The following is a 17225-nucleotide window of genomic DNA, read 5'->3' on the forward strand; positions in this document are numbered from 1 at the left end:
GAAGCTGATGTGCTTGCTGAAGCTGATGTGCTTGCTGAAGCTGATGTGCTTGCTGAAGCTGATGTGCTTGCTGAAGCTGATGTGCTTGCTGAAGCTGATGTTGATTCAGAAGCTGATGTGCTTGCTGAAGCTGATGTGCTTGCTGAAGCCGATGTACTTGCTGAAGCTGACGTGCTTGCTGAAGCTGATGTTGATTCAGAAGTTGATCTTGATTCTGAAGCCGATGTGCTTGCTGAAGCTGATGTGCTTACTGAAGCTGATGTGCTTGCTGATGCTGACGTGCTTGCTGAAGCTGACGTGCTTGCTGAAGCTGATGTTGATTCAGAAGTTGATCTTGATTCTGAAGCCGATGTGCTTGCTGAAGCTGATGTGCTTGCTGAAGCTGATGTTGATTCAGAAGCTGACTTAGATGCACTTGTTGATGCAGATTCTGATGCGCTTGTTGATGCTGACTTAGATGCACTTGTTGATGCAGATTCTGATGCGCTTGTTGATGCTGACTTAGATGCACTTGTTGATGCAGATTCTGATGCGCTTGTTGAAGCTGACTTAGATGCACTTGTTGATGCAGATTCTGATGCGCTTGTTGAAGCTGACTTAGATGAACTTCTTGATTCAGATTCTGATACGCTCATTGATGCTGACTTAGATGAACTTCTTGATTCAGATTCTGATACGCTCGTTGATGCTGACTTAGATGCACTTCTTGATTCAGATTCTGACACATTCGTTGAAGCTGACTTAGATGCGCTTGCTAATTCTGAGGTGCTTGTTGAGGCTGACTTAGATGCGCTTGCTAATTCTGAGGTGCTTGTTGAGGCTGACTTAGAGGCACTTTCTAATTCTGAAGCACTTGTTGATGCTGACTTAGACGCACTTTCTAATTTTGAAGCACTTGTTGATGCTGACTTAGACGCGCTTGCTAATTCTGAGGTGCTTGTTGAGGCTGACTTAGAGGCACTTTCTAATTCTGAAGCACTTGTTGATGCTGACTTAGACGCGCTTTCTAATTTTGAAGCACTTGTTGAGGCTGACTTAGACGCGCTTGCTAATTCTGAAGCGCTTGTTGAAGCTGACTTAGACGCGCTTTCTAATTTTGAAGCACTTGTTAATGATGTACTTTCTGAAACCGATGTACTTTTTATAATTAATGATTCACACGCTGAAACAAGTGTACTTTCTGAAGTCGATGCACTTATACTTGTTGATGCAGATTCTGATACTGATGTACTTGTTGATGCAGATTCTGATACTAATGTACTTGTTGAGGCTGACTTAGATGTACTTTCTAATTCTGAGGCACTTATTGACGTGGACTTAGATGCACTTTCTAATTCTGAGGCACTTATTGATGTGGACTTAGATGCGCTTGCTAATTCTGAGGTGCTTTTTGATGCTGACTTAGACGCGCTTTCTAATTCTGAGGTACTTATTGATGTAGACTTAGATGCACTTTCTAATTCTGAGGCACTTGTTAATGATGTGCTTGCTGAAGCCGATGTGCTTTTTTCACTTAATGATTCACACGCTGAAATAAGTGTACTTTCTGAAGCTGATGTACTTACACTTGCAGATGCTGATGTGCTTTTTGCTCTTAACGATTCATACGCTGAAACAAGTGTACTTTCTGAAGCTGACGTACTTTCTGAAGCTGACGTACTTGCGCTAGCTGATGATGATAAAGAAGTTGATGCACTTCTTTTTGCTTTTACTGACTCACATATTCCACAATGTGAAGCAAGTGTACTTTCGGAAGTCGAAATACTTGTTGAAACTGATTCGGATACTGTAGAATTTGATCCACTAACAGTTCCTCTTAAAGCTACTCCTGTTAGGATTGCTTGGCCGTTACGGATATCACGCTGACCAGAGCTTGCTCTTGTAACAGCATTGACAATTGAATTGCGGGCTGATGTTGCTGTTTTAACAACTCCAGCAAGGTCTGCATTTGGATCCTTCAACGCATCTTCAATTTCAGAGATTGCAGTTTGAACTTTAAGAATTGCAGAGTCCGTACCTGGTAAATCTACGGCTTTTGCAAGATACTCACCCATTTCAGCTGAAAGTTTAGCGAGTTTTTTGCGTTCTTCTTCCGCCTTTTTAGCTGTCGCTCCCGAGTCTACTGCAGCAGCAATAGCTGTCGTAGCTGTAGTCGTCACATCTCCGTGTTTAAAGTTTACATCTTCAACTTTAGAAATAGCATTAGCAAGCGCTACTTTACCATCCAAGCTTGGAGTAACAGTTTCCTTCTGAGCATCCGTTTGCTGGTCATTATTTCTGCCAGTTTCCGCTTGATTCTCCGTTGGGGCTGTTTCCACATTTGCAGCCTGATAACTACGTACTGTTGAACTTGCTGATACTGGAACACTTGTAGAAGCTGATACACTAGTAGATGTTGAGACGCTTACTGACTCAGATGCACTTGCTGATACTGAAGCACTTGTAGAAGCTGATACTGAAGCACTTGTAGATGTTGAGACGCTTACTGACTCAGATTCACTTGTTGATGCGGATGTTGAAACACTCTCACTAATAGAAGTAGATGTTGAAACAGAAGCTTGTTGTTCACCATCTTTATCAACAGTCCCTAAAACAACCTGATCAGAATTGACTAGGGTGTCAGTTCCATCAACCACCTTCTCTACAGCGACTTGTTCATTGGCATAGACATGAGATTGAGTTGCAATCCCTCCACCTATTAACGTTCCTGCAGCAGCTATCCCCTTGAGGATATCTAGCCCAGTTAGGGAGGTAGATACACGATCTTCTACAACTTCAGTTGTAACTTGGGCTGTATCAATACCACCACGAAGAACTTTAAACAAGCCAAATTGTGATGTTGAGGCACGCAACCAATGTTTCCCCGATTTAACCAACTTATATCGGGTAACACGATCAGTTTCTCTATATCGTCCTTCTTGATGTCTGAAAAACATATTCTTTTCTCCTTTAGTTCGTTTTTTATAAAAAACAAATCCCCAGAATCGTTAAAAATTAAATTGAAGTTCCATATAGAACTTTTCTCCCTGTTGAATAAATCAATCGATGCCATTTTTAAAACATTCCAACAAATTTGTTCTTTTACGACAGTTTATTATATCACACTTTATCCCCTCTTGTCCAAACATTTTTATAAAAATGTAGCTAAAAATATGATAAAATTAAAAAAAATAAAAATAAATTAAGGAGAAACCATGTCTGAACTATATGATATTACCATTGTAGGAGGTGGACCTGTCGGTCTTTTCGCAGCCTTTTATGCTCACCTTCGTCAAGCCAAAGTACAAATCATCGATTCTCTTCCTCAACTAGGTGGTCAACCTGCCATCCTATATCCTGAAAAACAAATTCTCGATGTTCCAGGTTTTCCAAACCTCACAGGGGAAGAATTGACTAACCGCCTTTTGGAACAACTTGAAGGGTTTGAGACACCTGTTCACCTCAATGAAACTGTTCTTGAGATTGAAAAAGAGGATGATGTTTTTAAGATTACAACTAATAAGGGAAATCATACTTCTAAAACCGTTATTATTGCTATGGGAGGTGGTGCTTTTAAACCACGTCAACTCGAATTAGAAGGTGTTGAAGGCTATGACAATATCCACTACCACGTTTCTAATATTCAACAATATGCTGGTCAGAAGGTAACCATCCTGGGTGGTGGTGACTCAGCCGTTGACTGGGCTTTAGCTTTTGAAAAGATTGCTCCAACTACACTTGTTCACCGTCGCGATAACTTCCGTGCACTTGAGCATAGCGTACAAGCCTTGCAAGAGTCTTCTGTAACTATCAAAACACCATTTGTGCCGAGTCAACTTCTTGGTGACGGCCAAACTCTTGACAAGCTTGCAATCACAAAAGTCAAATCCGATGAAACCGAAACCATTGAATTGGACCACCTCTTTGTCAACTATGGCTTTAAATCTTCTGTCGGTAATCTTAAAAAATGGGGATTAGAACTGAACCGCCACAAGATTATCGTCAATAGCAAGCAAGAGTCAAGCCAAGCTGGAATTTATGCTATCGGAGACTGCTGCTACTACGAAGGTAAGATTGACTTGATTGCAACAGGTCTTGGTGAAGCACCAACTGCTGTCAACAATGCCATTAACTACATTGACCCAGAACAAAAAGTACAACCAAAACACTCTACAAGTCTATAAGAAAAGAACCACGAATTCGATGATTCGTGGTTTTATAATTCCTCTGCGATTTTGTTGATCTTTCTCAGGCGATGATTGACACCACTTTTGGTTAAGGGATTGGTCAGACTATCTGCCAACTTTTGAATAGAATAGTCTGGATGCTGGATACGCAGACGGGCAACTTCCTGCAAGTCTGCTGGCAGATTATCCAAACCAATTCTATCTTTGATTTTACTGATATTGTTGATGGTTTTCATACTCGCTGAAACCGTACGAGCAATATTAGCTGTCTCTGCATTATTGGCACGATTGAGGTCATTTCGAGTTTCTCGGAGAATCTTAACACCTTCAAAAGTATCACGTGCCTGCATAGCTCCTACTAAAATCAGGAAATCCATAATATCTTCTGCTCGCTGGAGATAGGTCACTGCACCTTTTTTTCGTTCAATCACCTTGGCATCTAACAAGAACTGCTGTAAGAGCGAAGCGATCCCTTGGGCATGATCTAGATAAACTGAACTAATTTCCAGCTGATACTTGCCTGACTCGGGATCTCGAATACTCCCGTTTGCTAAAAAAGCACCACAGAGATAGGCACGACCTGCTTCTTCATCTCCTAAAATATCTGGATCAATTCCCGTCTCCAGACCAAAGAAAGAATCAGCCAGACGCAAATCCGCTAAAAGTTCTTGGACTTGCTCATCTGTAAACACAGTATAGACCCGATTTTTACGAAGATTGCTTCTCTGATGATGACGAATCTCCGACTTAATACCATAAAAGTGTAAGAACGATTCATAGAGATGGCGGGCAAGCTTGGCACTCTCTGTAACAACGGATAAGGTCAAGCCAGAACTAGACAAACCTACGCTTCCAGACATCTTAATAATGGCTGATAACTCATAGCGACTCAGGTGGTGTTGACCTAGGATTTCTTCTTTTACTGCTACTGTGAAACTCATTTTCTCACCTGTATGATGCGCATTAATTCATCCACGATTAAATCCCCATCATGGAAGGCACCACCATTTTCCAAACGTAGGAAGTTGGATGAAATGACACGGGGGACTTGCTTACGTAAGCCTTCAAAATCATGCTCAACCTGAACTAGATACTCATCGAAACGGTTGGTGTCCATATAGTCTCTTGGAACCTTTTCGATATTAACAAGTACGGTATCAATAAAGGAGCGACCAAGATGACGATGCAAGACTTCCACATGATCACTATCTGTAAAATGCTCAGTCTCACCACGTTGGGTCATGATGTTACAGACATAGGCAATCTCCGCCTTAGTCTCTAGAAGAGCCTGACCAATTTCTTCAATAACAATATTTGGTAAGATGGATGTAAAGAGCGATCCCGGTCCCAAAACAATCATATCACTCTCAAGAATCGTATTGACAACTCGGCGACTTGCCTGTGGCTTTTCATCATCCAGAGTATTGGTAACATAGACATGGTCAATCATGCCTGGATGATCTGCAATGTGACTTTCCCCAGCAACTTCTGATCCATCTTTAAAGACAGCATGGAGTGTCAAAGGATGGTCACTTGATGGGAAAATCTTCCCTGTAGTATGGAAGAATTTACTCAGCAACTGCATGGCATTATAGGTCGAACCCTGCATTTCAGATAATCCAGCTATGATAATGTTTCCTAATGGATGACCAGCAAAAGCACCAGCATCCTCTGAAAAACGGTATTGAAAGACCTTTTCATAGAATTTTGGCATATCTGACATGGCTACAAGGACATTACGCAAATCACCTGGTGGTGTTAACTGCTGAATGTTTTTACGCAATTCACCTGAAGAACCACCATCATCTGCTACTGTTACAATAGCAGCAATATCAACATCTTTTTCCCGTAAACTTTTTAGGATAACAGGAATACCAGTCCCTCCACCAATCACCGTAATTTTTGGTTTTCTCATGAACGGTTTACCGTTTCCTTTCTTCGGTCTTTATCACGATGACTTTCATTTACTGGCCAACTTTTAGATAGGTCATTTGCTAAACGCTTGGCAAAAGCAACACTTCGGTGTTGGCCACCAGTACAACCAATCGCAATAGTTAAGACTGATTTGCCTTCTTTTTTATAGCCTGGTAGGATTGGTTCAACTAAGGCTAACAAATGACGGTAGAAATCTTCAGATTCCTTATGATTCATGACATAGTCATAAACTGCCTGGTCTTCACCTGTCTGATTGCGAAGTTCTGGCAGATAGTAAGGGTTTGGCAAGAAACGAACATCAAATACCAAATCGGCATCTATCGGAATGCCGTATTTAAAGCCAAAAGACATGACCTCAATACGGAAAGACTGCGTTTGTTCTTGGTCCGAAAATTGCTCTGCAATAGTCTTGCGAAGTTCACGAGGAGTTAACTCTGTTGTGTCAACCACATTTTGGCTCATATTTTTTAATGGAGCTAAGAGTTCGCGTTCCAGCTTGATACCGTCCAAAATACGACCATCTGCTGCAAGAGGGTGACTTCTTCTAGTTTCCTTATAACGTGCCACCAATTCCTTATCAGCAGCATCCAAAAAGAGAATCTTGAAGTCCAAATCATCTTGGCTTTCCAATTCATCCAAGACAGCCTGAATCTCTGAGAAGAAAGAGCGGCTTCGCATATCCACCACTAGGGCTAACTTGTGGTCGTCATCCTTGGTCTCTACCAACTGCAAAAATTTTGGCAATAGAGCTGGTGGCATATTATCAATCGTAAAATATCCTAAATCTTCAAAGGATTGAATGGCTACAGTTTTCCCTGCACCACTCATCCCTGTTACAATCACCAGGTGAAGTTGTTTCATAGTCATCATAGTCTCCTTATATCAAAAGAAGTTTGGAAGAACCAAACTTCAACTCGCTTATCCAATCTCAGCGATGACTTCAATTTCGACTTTTACATCGCGAGGAAGACGAGCTACTTCTACAGCTGAACGAGCTGGAAATTCCTTATTAAAGGCTGTTTGGTATACCTCATTGAAAGGTACGAAGTCGTTCATATCACTCAAGAAACAAGTCGTTTTAACAACATGGTCAAAATCTGTACCTGCTTCTGCCAAAATAGCTCCAATGTTTTTCAAAACTTGTTCAGTCTGTTCTTGAATCGTTTCTCCTACGATTTCTCCAGTTTCAGGAGATAAAGGAACTTGACCGCTAGCAAACAAAAGGTTCCCAACGATTTTTCCTTGAACATAAGGTCCGATTGCCTTTGGAGCTTTATCTGTATGAATTGTTTTTGCCATATGTATTCCTCACAATTTTTCTAAAATAGCATCCCAAGCCTGGTCCATTCCTGCTTTTGTTACGGATGAAAAGAGGATAAAGTCATCACTTGGATCAAAGTTTAATTTCTTTTTAATAGCTGATTCGTGCTTGTTCCATTTACCGCGCGGAATCTTGTCTGCCTTGGTCGCCACAATGATGACAGGAATCTCATAATACTTAAGAAATTCGTACATCTGTACATCATCTGCTGACGGATCATGACGAAGGTCAACGAGACTAACCACTGCTCGAAGATTTTCTCGAGTGGTTAAGTACTCCTCAATCATGCGTCCCCATTTTTCGCGTTCCTTTTTAGACACACGGGCATAACCATAACCAGGCACATCTACAAAACGCATCTTATCATCAATATTAAAGAAATTAAGTAGTTGTGTTTTCCCTGGTTTTCCAGAGGTACGAGCTAGATTTTTACGATTAAGCATGGTATTGATAAAGCTCGATTTACCAACATTTGAGCGTCCTGCAAGAGCAATTTCAGGAAGTTCATCCTGCGGATAGTGGGACTTGTTGGCAGCACTCAGTAAAATCTCAGCATTGTGTGTATTGATTTCCATAGTCACCTCTAGGCTGTCTCTAAGATTGGCTTAGCTGTTCCATCAACTGCTTCTTTTGTGATACGAACAGTTTTCACATTTTCTTGACTTGGAACTTCAAACATAACATCTAGCATGGTTTCTTCGATGATTGATCGAAGACCACGCGCACCAGTCTTACGTTCAATAGCTTTGTTAGCAATCTCTTGGAGAGCATCATCGTCAAATTCAAGCTCTACATCGTCATATGAAAGCAAGGTCTGGTATTGTTTAACCAAGGCATTTCTTGGCTCTTTCAAAATGCGAACCAAGTCATCTACTGTCAACTGCTCCAAGGCTGCAAAGACAGGCAAGCGTCCAATTAATTCAGGAATAATACCGAATTTCTGAATATCTTCTGCAATGATTTCTTGCATGTAAGAGCTATTTTCATCAATGGCCTTGTTATTTTGTCCGAAACCAATAACTTTTTCACCAAGACGCTGTTTGACAATTTCTTCGATTCCATCAAAGGCACCACCCACGATGAAGAGGATATTCTTGGTATCTACTTGAATCATTTCTTGTTGTGGATGTTTGCGTCCACCTTGTGGAGGAACACTTGCTACTGTACCTTCGATAATCTTAAGGAGGGCTTGTTGCACACCTTCACCAGAAACATCACGTGTAATAGAAACATTCTCGCTCTTCTTAGCAATCTTATCAATCTCATCGACGTAGATAATGCCACGCTCTGCTCGTTCAATGTTAAAATCAGCTGCCTGCAAGAGTTTGAGGAGGATATTTTCAACGTCCTCACCCACATAACCAGCTTCAGTAAGAGCTGTTGCATCCGCTATAGCAAATGGTACATTCAAACTTCTAGCAAGAGTTTGAGCAAGGAAAGTCTTCCCTGAACCAGTTGGGCCAATCATTAGAATGTTTGACTTTTGTAAATCAACATCTTCACTATCTTCACGAGTGTCATGGAAATTGATGCGTTTGTAGTGGTTATAAACAGCCACTGCCAGAGCACGTTTAGCACGATCTTGACCAATCACATAGTGGTTCAAGATGTTTAAGAGTTCGATTGGTTTTGGTACCTCAGACAAGTCCGCCAAAACTTCCTCAGCCAACTCCTCACGAATAATTTCCTGGGCTAACTCTACACATTCATTACAGATAAAGGCATTGTTCCCAGCGATTATTTTTTTAACTTCTTCTTGGCTTTTGCCACAAAATGAGCAATAAACCATCATATCATTTTTCCTATTTGTAGGCATGATTCCCTTCCGTTCTAACTATTCTTTCTATCTAAAATAAGGTCATATAAAAAGCATGAATGCTATTCACCAAGTTTGTAAAAGCATTAAGCCAAAGCAGAGTAGCAAGTCCAAAGCGCTTTTTACGAAAAGCGTGTGTTCCAGCTACTAGACAGACAGCACACAAAAGAGCTGTAAAAAATCCAAAAATACTGCGCTCCATTAGACTTCCTTTCTCTTTCTATATTCGATGGTAAAATCATAGGCATTTTTTTCATCTTTGCTATAAGATTTACTTGTAATAGTTTCAAAAGCAGTCAAGTCAAAATCTTCTGGGAAATAGGTATCCCCTTCAACTTGAGCATGAATTTGTGTCACAATAAGCTCATCTAAGAAAGGTTCAAAAAGCTGAAAAATTTGCTTGCCACCAAGGATGTATAGATTTTTATCCTGATGATGATACCAGTCTAAAACATCCTCAACATTTTGGAAGACCAGAGCACCATCGATTGTTTCTTCGGGATTACGCGTCAAAATCAAGGTTTCACGTCCTGGAAGCAATCGTCGACCCATCCCATCAAAGGTTACACGACCCATTAAAATGGCATGATTCAAGGTTGTTTCTTTAAAATGTTTTAACTCTGCTGGCAAATGCCAAGGTAAACGATCCTCTTTCCCGATTACACCCTTTTCATCTTGAGCCCAAATGGCTACGATTTTCTTTGTCATGCTTTCATCCTTTTCATTGATAGTTCTATTTTATCAAAAATCTTCAAAAAAGACTGTTTTGGAATGCCCTCCTGAATAGAAAAAATCCGTAGAAAACTTCTACGGATTTTTAGAAAAATACAGTATCTTACAAACCAGGTGCTTGTCCTAATTCTGCTGCAAGCATCCAGACTGTTTTTTCAAGGTCAGCTTTAGCACCAACGAAGATATCATTGGTTACATCATCACCTTCTTCATCTGTTACATCCAATGCTTTTTGGAAAAGAGTGATAAGGTAACGATAAATTTCAAGGACACGTTCCAAACTTTCTTCTACGTTACGGAACTCTCCAGCTCCTTCTTCGATTTCACTGTGTTGAAGGAATTCTGTCAAAGTAGAGTAAGGTTTGCCACCAAGAGTGATCAAGCGTTCGCTGATTTCATCAAGGTAACCATCAAGGCTATCCATGTATTCATCCATCTTAGGATGCCATACCATAAAACCACGTCCACGCATGTACCAGTGAACTTGATGAAGAGCGATATGCGCTACGTACAAGTCAGCCACGGCTTGATTCAAGACTTCCTTTGTTTTTACTAGCGCTTCAGGAGCTGTCTTAGATAATGTTGTTACATCTTTTAATGCATCTTTTTTCAATTCAACCATTTTTCTCACCTCATAATATTATTTTTGTAACCATATTTATTGATTACTACCTCAGTATACTACACCTAGTAGACAAAAGCAAGAAAATTAACCCATATTAAAAAAGTTGTAATTGACTGATAATTTAAGAAAATGAGTGGCTATTTATCCTAGCTATTTTCTCCGTTTTTATTCGAAAATTGGCTTTGATAAAGGTCATAATAGAAACCTTTTGCGTTTAAAAGACTTTCATGATTTCCTTGTTCGATAATCTGCCCATCTTTAAGTACCAATATCTTATCAGCTTCTTGTATCGTAGAAAGTCGATGTGCAATGACAAAGCTTGTTCTTCCCTTCATCAAACGCTTCATGGCCTTTTGAATCAAGAGCTCTAAACGAGTATCGACTGATGAGGTTGCTTCGTCCAAAATTAAGATTTTTGGATCCGCCAAGAGAGCACGCGCGATAGTTAACAACTGCTTCTGACCAAGAGAAATATTACTTGACTCTTGGTTCATTTCCATATTGTATCCACCAGGAAGGGTGCGGATAAAGTGGTCGACATTGGCCGCCTTAGCAGCCTCAACGATTTCCTCATCTGTTGCATCCAAATTTCCAAAGCGAAGATTTTCCTTGATACTGCCTTCATAGAGCCAGGCATCCTGTAGGACCATGCCAAACTGTCGACGATAGTCCTGACGAGACAGGTCACGAATATCTTGCCCATCCACTAAAATGGCACCAGCTGTCACATCGTAAAAACGCATGAGAAGGTTAATCAAGGTTGTTTTACCTGCTCCAGTAGGCCCAACGATAGCTACCATCTCTCCAGGTTCAACATCTAAGTTGAAATTGCGAATCAATGGTTTGTTTTCCACGTATTGGAAATCGACATTCTTGAAGCTAACTTGACCTGTCAATGGTGCTAGTTTTTTCACTTCAGCAGCTTGGACTTCTTCTTGTTCATCCAAAACTTCAAAGACACGGTCAAGCGAAGATTTAGCACTTTGCATTTGTCCCGCTAATTGAGTGATATTTTGGATCGGTTGACTGACCTGCCACACATACTGAACGAAAGCCTGCATATTACCGATGGTTAAGCGGCCTGCAATAACCTGCAAACCACCTAATACTGCAACAATTAAGTAAGTTAAATCAGACACGATATGAAGGGCAGGCATCATCAAACCTGAAATAAAGCTAGCCTTAAATCCGACCCGCTGCAATTCATCCGTAATCTTTTCAAATCTCTCTTGAGAGTTCTCTTCACGGCCGAAAAGTTTAAGAACATTGAAACCAGTCAGGTTTTCCTGCACAAACCCATTCATACGTCCTAGAATGGCTGCCTGCTGTTTAAAGTATGGTTGCGAGTGATTTAGAATTGTTTTAGCCCCAAAATAAGTTATCGGAATCGATAAAATGACAACGATGGCCAACTGAAGATTTAGATAGAGGACCATTCCCATAACAAAAAGAATGGTAAAGACTGCATTGACAATCTGTAAGAAAGATTGTTGTAGAGCGTTCGAAACAGTTTCAACATCACTTGTAAAACGACCTAACAAATCTCCAAACTGATGCTTATCAAAGTAGGACACAGGAATACGATTGATTTTTTCACTCATTTCATTTCGCAAATCCTGTATCATAGACTGCACCGCATTGGTCATAAAGTAGTTCGAGTAGTAAGAACCCAACTCATAGAGAAGACCACGCAAGAGATAGATCACTAGAATTACTGCGATATAGCTGGTATTGATACCCGCTCCTGCAACACCATTTGCCATGGCAAGGAGGTTACTGGTTAACTCAGTGATAGCAAGCCCCAATACGAATGGCTCGATAACACTCATAATGACGCTAACTATTTTCAAGAAAACTGCAAAGAAAACAGAAAAACGGTAGGCTTTTAAATAGCTCCATAGACGAGCTAGACTAGATTGTTGTTTCATCCTTTACCTCCTATTCTTCTGTCAGAGACGCATTTTTCAACTGCGACTCAGCAATTTCTCGATAGATGTCATTGGTTTCCATCAATTCTTCATGACGGCCACGACCAACGATTTCACCTTTATCAAGGACAATGATCTGGTCAGCATCCATAATAGTTCCAACACGTTGCGCAACAATCAATACCGTAGCATCTTGCGTCACTTCCTTGAGACGACGGCGCAAAATAGCATCTGTACGGTAGTCCAAGGCTGAGAAGGAATCATCAAAGATGTAGATGTCTGGCCCCTTGATGACTGCGCGGGCAATCGACAAGCGTTGTTTCTGACCACCTGATAGGTTGCTTCCCCCTTCAGCCAGATGAGTCGCAAAACCTTCTTCTCGACTTTCGATAAAGTCTTTGGCCTGGGCTACATCAGCTGCTTGGTGCAAGTCCTCATGACTGGCATCCTCTTTCCCATAGCGGAGATTGTCTGCGATAGTTCCAGTAAAAAGCAAGGCCTTTTGTGGAATAAATCCAATCTTCTGACGGAGAGATTTGAGGCGGTAATCTCGTACATCAACACCATCGACCTTGATTTTCCCTAACGTAACATCGTAGAATCGAGGAATTAACTGAACCAGAGTGGACTTACCTGAACCAGTTGAGCCGATAAATGCAATGGTTTCCCCCGGTTTAGCAGTAAAGGTAATATTATGCAAAACAGGGCTTTCTGTTTCCCCTGGATAGGCAAAGGTCACATTATCAAATTCTAGATAACCATGAGTTTCTGTCTTTTGAACTCCATTCTCGTTTGGATCAATAGAAATGGGCATATCCATGATTTCCTTCAAGCGCTCACTAGATACAGCAGTACGTGGATACATGGTGAAGAGGTTTGATAAGAAGAGGAAGGACAAGAGAGCGTGGAAACTATACTCGATAAAGGCCACCAAATCCCCAATCTGCAAACTTCCATGCTTCAGTGGATCAAGGGCAAACCAAACGATAGCCACAATCATAGCGATAATGATTTGCACAAATAGCGGTTCCGTCAAACCAGTTAATTTGAACAAACGATTGGAATTATCCGCATAGATTGCATTTTTCTCTTCAAAACGGCTTTCTTGGAAGTCTTCACGAGCAAAGGCACGAATCACTCGCAAACCCATCAAATTTTCACGGACATACTGATTAATCTTGTCCAGTGTTTTTTGTTGTTTTTCAGATAAGGGGCGCGTTTTTACCGCCACATAAATGACAACAACAGCTAAAAAAGGAACGGAAAAAGCTACAATCCATGCTAGTGAAGGACTCGTCAAGAAAATCATGAGAATACTCGACAGCATCATCATGGGAGTGATAACACCCAACTTAAGCGTTTGTTCCGCAAACTGCATGAGGACAAAGGCATCACTGGTAATACGAGTGACCAGTGAAGACACACCGATTTGCTCGTACTCATGATGAGAATGCTCTTGCAGCTTAGCATAAACATCATCCCGCATGTCCTTAACCATATTCGTGGTCAATTTACTAGCAGCATAAGCCAGAACAACCCGTCCAAATGTTCCCAAGACGATAATAACCAACATGATTACGGCCCAAAAATAGAGTTTATCCTGATCACCTTGGTTGATTCCCTGGTCAATCATGCGGGCTAAAACTGTTGGTAAACCTAGATTGACAATGACAAAGAAAATCGCCCCGAGAAAGTCTAACACTAACCACTTGGGATAGCGTTTGAGATAAGACCAAATATAAAGCATAATTCTCCTTTCTTTTTCTTCTATAATGCAGAAAAGAGCGTGCTTTCGCACGCCATTTTACTAAAAAGAAGACAGGCAGCCAAAACCTCGAGAGAGGGAACTGTCTGTCTCAGATATTTAAAGATTATTTTACAAAGTCAAGCAATGCCAAGAAGCTTTCTGGGTCAAGTGATGCACCACCAACAAGAGCTCCGTCAACGTCTGGACAAGCCATGTATTCAGCAACGTTTTCAGGTTTAACTGAACCACCGTATTGAACACGTACTTTATCAGCAACTTCTTGACCGAAGTCAGCAGCTACAACGTCACGAACAACTTTACACATTTTTTGTGCGTCGTCTTGTGAAGCTGATTTACCAGTACCGATAGCCCAGATTGGCTCATAAGCGATAACTGATGAAGCTACTTGTTCTGCAGTCAATCCAGCAAGAGCAGCAGAAACTTGAGCACCTACGAATTCTGCTGCTTTACCAGCTTCGTAAGTTTCAAGACTTTCACCACAACAGATGATTGGAAGCATGCCGTTAGCAAAGATTGCTTTTGCTTTTTTGTTGATGTCTTCGTCTGTTTCGTGGAAGTAGTCACGACGTTCTGAGTGACCGATAACAACGTAGTCAGTACCGATTTCTTTCAAAACTTGTGGGCTAGTTTCACCAGTGAAAGCACCTGCATTTTCAAAGTAGCAGTTTTGAGCAGCAACTTTAAGGCTTGAACCTTTAGCAGCAGCAAGAACAGTTGTCAAGTCAAGAGCAGGAGCTGCGATACCTGCTTCAACAAGGTCTGATGAAGGAAGTTTTGATGCTACAGCTTCAACGAATGCTTTTGCTTCTTCTGGGTTTTTGTTCATTTTCCAGTTACCAGCGATAAATGGTTTACGTGACATTTCACATACCTCTTTTTTCATTTTATTTTCTACTTATTTTATCATATTTATAGATAGCTTGCAAATCTTACTCTGTAACTAGAAGTCTTCTTTTCAAAAACTTTCCAGTTGCCATTTCTATTTGGAAGCTGGCTTGCGCCTCGTTAATTTGACCACTGCTTCTGTTCTAGCCGTGTGTGGAAACATATCAACAGACTGGATATAATGCAGGTCATAGACCTCTACCAAACGGACTAAATCACGCGCCAAGGTAGATACATTGCAGGAAACATAGACCATCTTTTCAGGAGCGTATTTGACGATGGTATCCAAGAGCTTATCATCTAAACCTGTACGTGGCGGGTCTACAATCAGGGCATCGGCACGATAGCCTTCCTTGTACCAACGAGGGATAATTTCTTCTGCAGTTCCTGCTTCATAATGAGTATTGGTATAACCCATGCGCTTAGCATTTTCTTTGGCATCCTCAATAGCTTCTGGAATAATATCCATCCCTCTCAAGCTTTTGACTTTCTTAGCAAAGGCAAAACCAATGGTTCCAACACCACAATAGGCATCGATCAGATGGTCGTCTTCAGTCACGTCCAAGGCCTTAACCGCTTCACTGTAGAGGATTTCCGTCTGTTCAGGATTGAGCTGATAGAAAGCTCGAGGCGAAAGAGAGAACTCATAGTCTAAAACACCCTCACGTATACTATCCTGCCCCCAAATAATCTCTGTCTGATCCCCATAAATCTCAGAAGTTTTGGCAGTATTGGTATTAACTGCGACAGTCACTACTTCAGGATAATCCTTGACTAGGTCTTTCACAAATTGAGTCAGATTCAATTGACGATTGGTCACAATGATAATCTGGACTTCCCCAGTTTTCCGTGCTCGACGAACCATGATGGTCCGAACCCCAAGAATTTTCCGTTCATCTGTAATCGGAATTTGATGGTAAGTCAAGAGTTCAGCAATGCGATTGGCAATAGATTGCGTTTCCTTGTCTTGAACAAGACAGTCCTTTAACTCGACCAAATAATGGGAATTCTGAGCATACAAACCTGCCTTGACTTGATCTTTAAACTTTCGCGTTTGGAATTGCAGTTTAGCCCGATAATATTTTGGTTTCTGCATGCCAATAGTTGGTCTGATTTCAAAGTTTTCGTAGCCTGCAGGTGCAAATTTCTTCAGAGCTTGATGGAGAAGATCTGTCTTGAACTCTAGCTGCTTGTCATAATGTAGGTGCATGATCTGACAACCACCACACTCATTATAAATAGTACAGTCTGGAACTACTCGAAACTTGGATTTTTTATTGACCTCAAGCAGCTTAGCCTCAACGTAGTTACGCTTAACCGAAGTCACCTGACAATAGATATCTTCTCCCTTGAGGGCTCCTGGAACAAAAACGAGGGTTTTCTGGTAAAATCCGATTCCTTCCCCGTTAATCCCCATGCGCTTGATTTTTAATGGAATTTTTTGTTTGACTTTTAGATTCATAAGTCTATTATACCACGTAGTTTCTCAATGGTTAAGAATATGTTACAATAAAACCATGAATACAAAGATATCTTTTTCCTCATTGGATTTTCCTGAGCAATTACGAACTTATATAGAGGGGGCAAAACTATCTGACAGCTCTTCTCATTCAGGCGCAAGAGTTCTCTATCTTGATTCAGGTTACTATTTAAAAATTGATCAAAAGGGAAGATTAGAGCGAGAAGCTAGCATTGCAAGTTGGTTTGAACAAGAGGGGATAGGAACTCCAGTCATCCACTATCTATCTACAGATAAAGACTACCTCCTGACTAAAGAGGCTATTGGTCATGATGCTCTCGCTTTTTTAGACCAGCCAGAAAAAATCTGCCGAACAATGGCAGAGGCTCTTAAAAAGCTTCACAACTTAAACCCACAAAATTTTCCATCAGAAAATCATTTAAAAGCCTATAAAGAAAGAGCCTTTATAGTCAACTGAAACAAGAATAAGACAAAAGAGCCTCGAAAAAAGTATTACAACTTGGTAATACCTTTTTGAGGTGCTTTTTGATATGAGCCCATGTTTTCTCAATAGGATTGTACTCAGGTGA

At 40.9% G+C, this 17225-nt stretch carries 13 protein-coding genes and 4 pseudogenes; 3 read left to right on the forward strand and 14 right to left on the reverse strand.

What is annotated here, in order from left to right:
* Positions 1-1866, forward strand: a pseudogene (locus tag QM911_RS08665) (hypothetical protein); the annotation flags it as partial.
* A gap of 878 nt (positions 1867-2744) precedes the next feature.
* Here QM911_RS08665 and QM911_RS08670 read toward each other — a convergent pair.
* Positions 2745-2936 (reverse strand): annotated as a pseudogene (locus QM911_RS08670) (accessory Sec-dependent serine-rich glycoprotein adhesin); the annotation flags it as partial.
* A 258-nt stretch (positions 2937-3194) separates the two neighbouring features.
* Here QM911_RS08670 and QM911_RS08675 point away from each other — a divergent pair.
* Complete coding sequence (locus tag QM911_RS08675; RefSeq protein ID WP_414313738.1) at positions 3195-4163, forward strand: NAD(P)/FAD-dependent oxidoreductase; 969 nt, start codon at positions 3195-3197, stop codon at positions 4161-4163.
* 32 nt (positions 4164-4195) lie between these two features.
* On the opposite strand, the gene whiA is transcribed toward QM911_RS08675, so the two are convergent.
* The 12 genes from whiA to rlmD form a co-directional block, all read right to left on the reverse strand.
* On the reverse strand, positions 4196-5107 hold the full coding sequence (gene whiA / locus QM911_RS08680) for a DNA-binding protein WhiA (protein ID WP_000011302.1): 912 nt from the start codon (positions 5105-5107) through the stop codon (positions 4196-4198).
* Positions 5104-6081, reverse strand: a complete 978-nt coding sequence (locus tag QM911_RS08685; protein ID WP_414313739.1) for a YvcK family protein — start codon at positions 6079-6081, stop codon at positions 5104-5106. The genes whiA and QM911_RS08685 overlap by 4 nt, the downstream gene beginning before the upstream one ends.
* Positions 6078-6968 (reverse strand): RNase adapter RapZ, encoded by an 891-nt coding sequence (rapZ, locus tag QM911_RS08690; protein WP_414313745.1) that lies wholly within the window; start codon positions 6966-6968, stop codon positions 6078-6080. The genes QM911_RS08685 and rapZ overlap by 4 nt, the downstream gene beginning before the upstream one ends.
* 51 nt (positions 6969-7019) lie before the next feature.
* The gene (locus tag QM911_RS08695; RefSeq protein ID WP_001140424.1) at positions 7020-7400 is read right to left on the reverse strand and encodes a RidA family protein; all 381 of its coding nucleotides are present in this window, start codon (positions 7398-7400) and stop codon (positions 7020-7022) included.
* Positions 7401-7409: 9 nt separating this feature from the next.
* Positions 7410-7997: a ribosome biogenesis GTP-binding protein YihA/YsxC gene (yihA, locus tag QM911_RS08700; RefSeq protein WP_049494688.1), complete on the reverse strand. Its 588-nt coding sequence runs from the start codon at positions 7995-7997 to the stop codon at positions 7410-7412.
* A gap of 8 nt (positions 7998-8005) precedes the next feature.
* Positions 8006-9238 (reverse strand): ATP-dependent Clp protease ATP-binding subunit ClpX, encoded by a 1233-nt coding sequence (gene clpX, locus QM911_RS08705; RefSeq protein ID WP_414313740.1) that lies wholly within the window; start codon positions 9236-9238, stop codon positions 8006-8008.
* A 201-nt stretch (positions 9239-9439) separates the two neighbouring features.
* Positions 9440-9946: a dihydrofolate reductase gene (locus QM911_RS08710; RefSeq protein ID WP_049527536.1), complete on the reverse strand. Its 507-nt coding sequence runs from the start codon at positions 9944-9946 to the stop codon at positions 9440-9442.
* Between the two features lie 127 nt (positions 9947-10073).
* Complete coding sequence (locus QM911_RS08715) at positions 10074-10592, reverse strand: Dps family protein (protein ID WP_214262271.1); 519 nt, start codon at positions 10590-10592, stop codon at positions 10074-10076.
* A 149-nt stretch (positions 10593-10741) separates the two neighbouring features.
* Positions 10742-12523: an ABC transporter ATP-binding protein gene (locus tag QM911_RS08720; protein ID WP_414313741.1), complete on the reverse strand. Its 1782-nt coding sequence runs from the start codon at positions 12521-12523 to the stop codon at positions 10742-10744.
* 10 nt (positions 12524-12533) lie between these two features.
* Entirely contained in the window at positions 12534-14270 is a 1737-nt protein-coding gene (locus QM911_RS08725; RefSeq protein ID WP_414313742.1) for an ABC transporter ATP-binding protein, read from the reverse strand.
* Positions 14271-14394: 124 nt separating this feature from the next.
* A complete protein-coding gene (gene tpiA, locus QM911_RS08730) occupies positions 14395-15153 on the reverse strand; it encodes a triose-phosphate isomerase (RefSeq protein ID WP_414313743.1) in 759 nt (252 codons plus the stop codon).
* Between the two features lie 117 nt (positions 15154-15270).
* Entirely contained in the window at positions 15271-16638 is a 1368-nt protein-coding gene (rlmD, locus tag QM911_RS08735) for a 23S rRNA (uracil(1939)-C(5))-methyltransferase RlmD (protein WP_414313744.1), read from the reverse strand.
* Positions 16639-16693: 55 nt separating this feature from the next.
* On the opposite strand from rlmD, the pseudogene QM911_RS08740 reads away from it, so the two are divergent.
* Positions 16694-17098: pseudogene (locus tag QM911_RS08740) on the forward strand (phosphotransferase); the annotation flags it as partial.
* Between the two features lie 7 nt (positions 17099-17105).
* Here QM911_RS08740 and QM911_RS08745 read toward each other — a convergent pair.
* A pseudogene (locus tag QM911_RS08745) lies at positions 17106-17225 on the reverse strand (IS630 family transposase); the annotation flags it as partial.

The organism is Streptococcus infantis (assembly GCF_047460825.1).
Lineage (GTDB): Bacteria > Bacillota > Bacilli > Lactobacillales > Streptococcaceae > Streptococcus > Streptococcus infantis_V.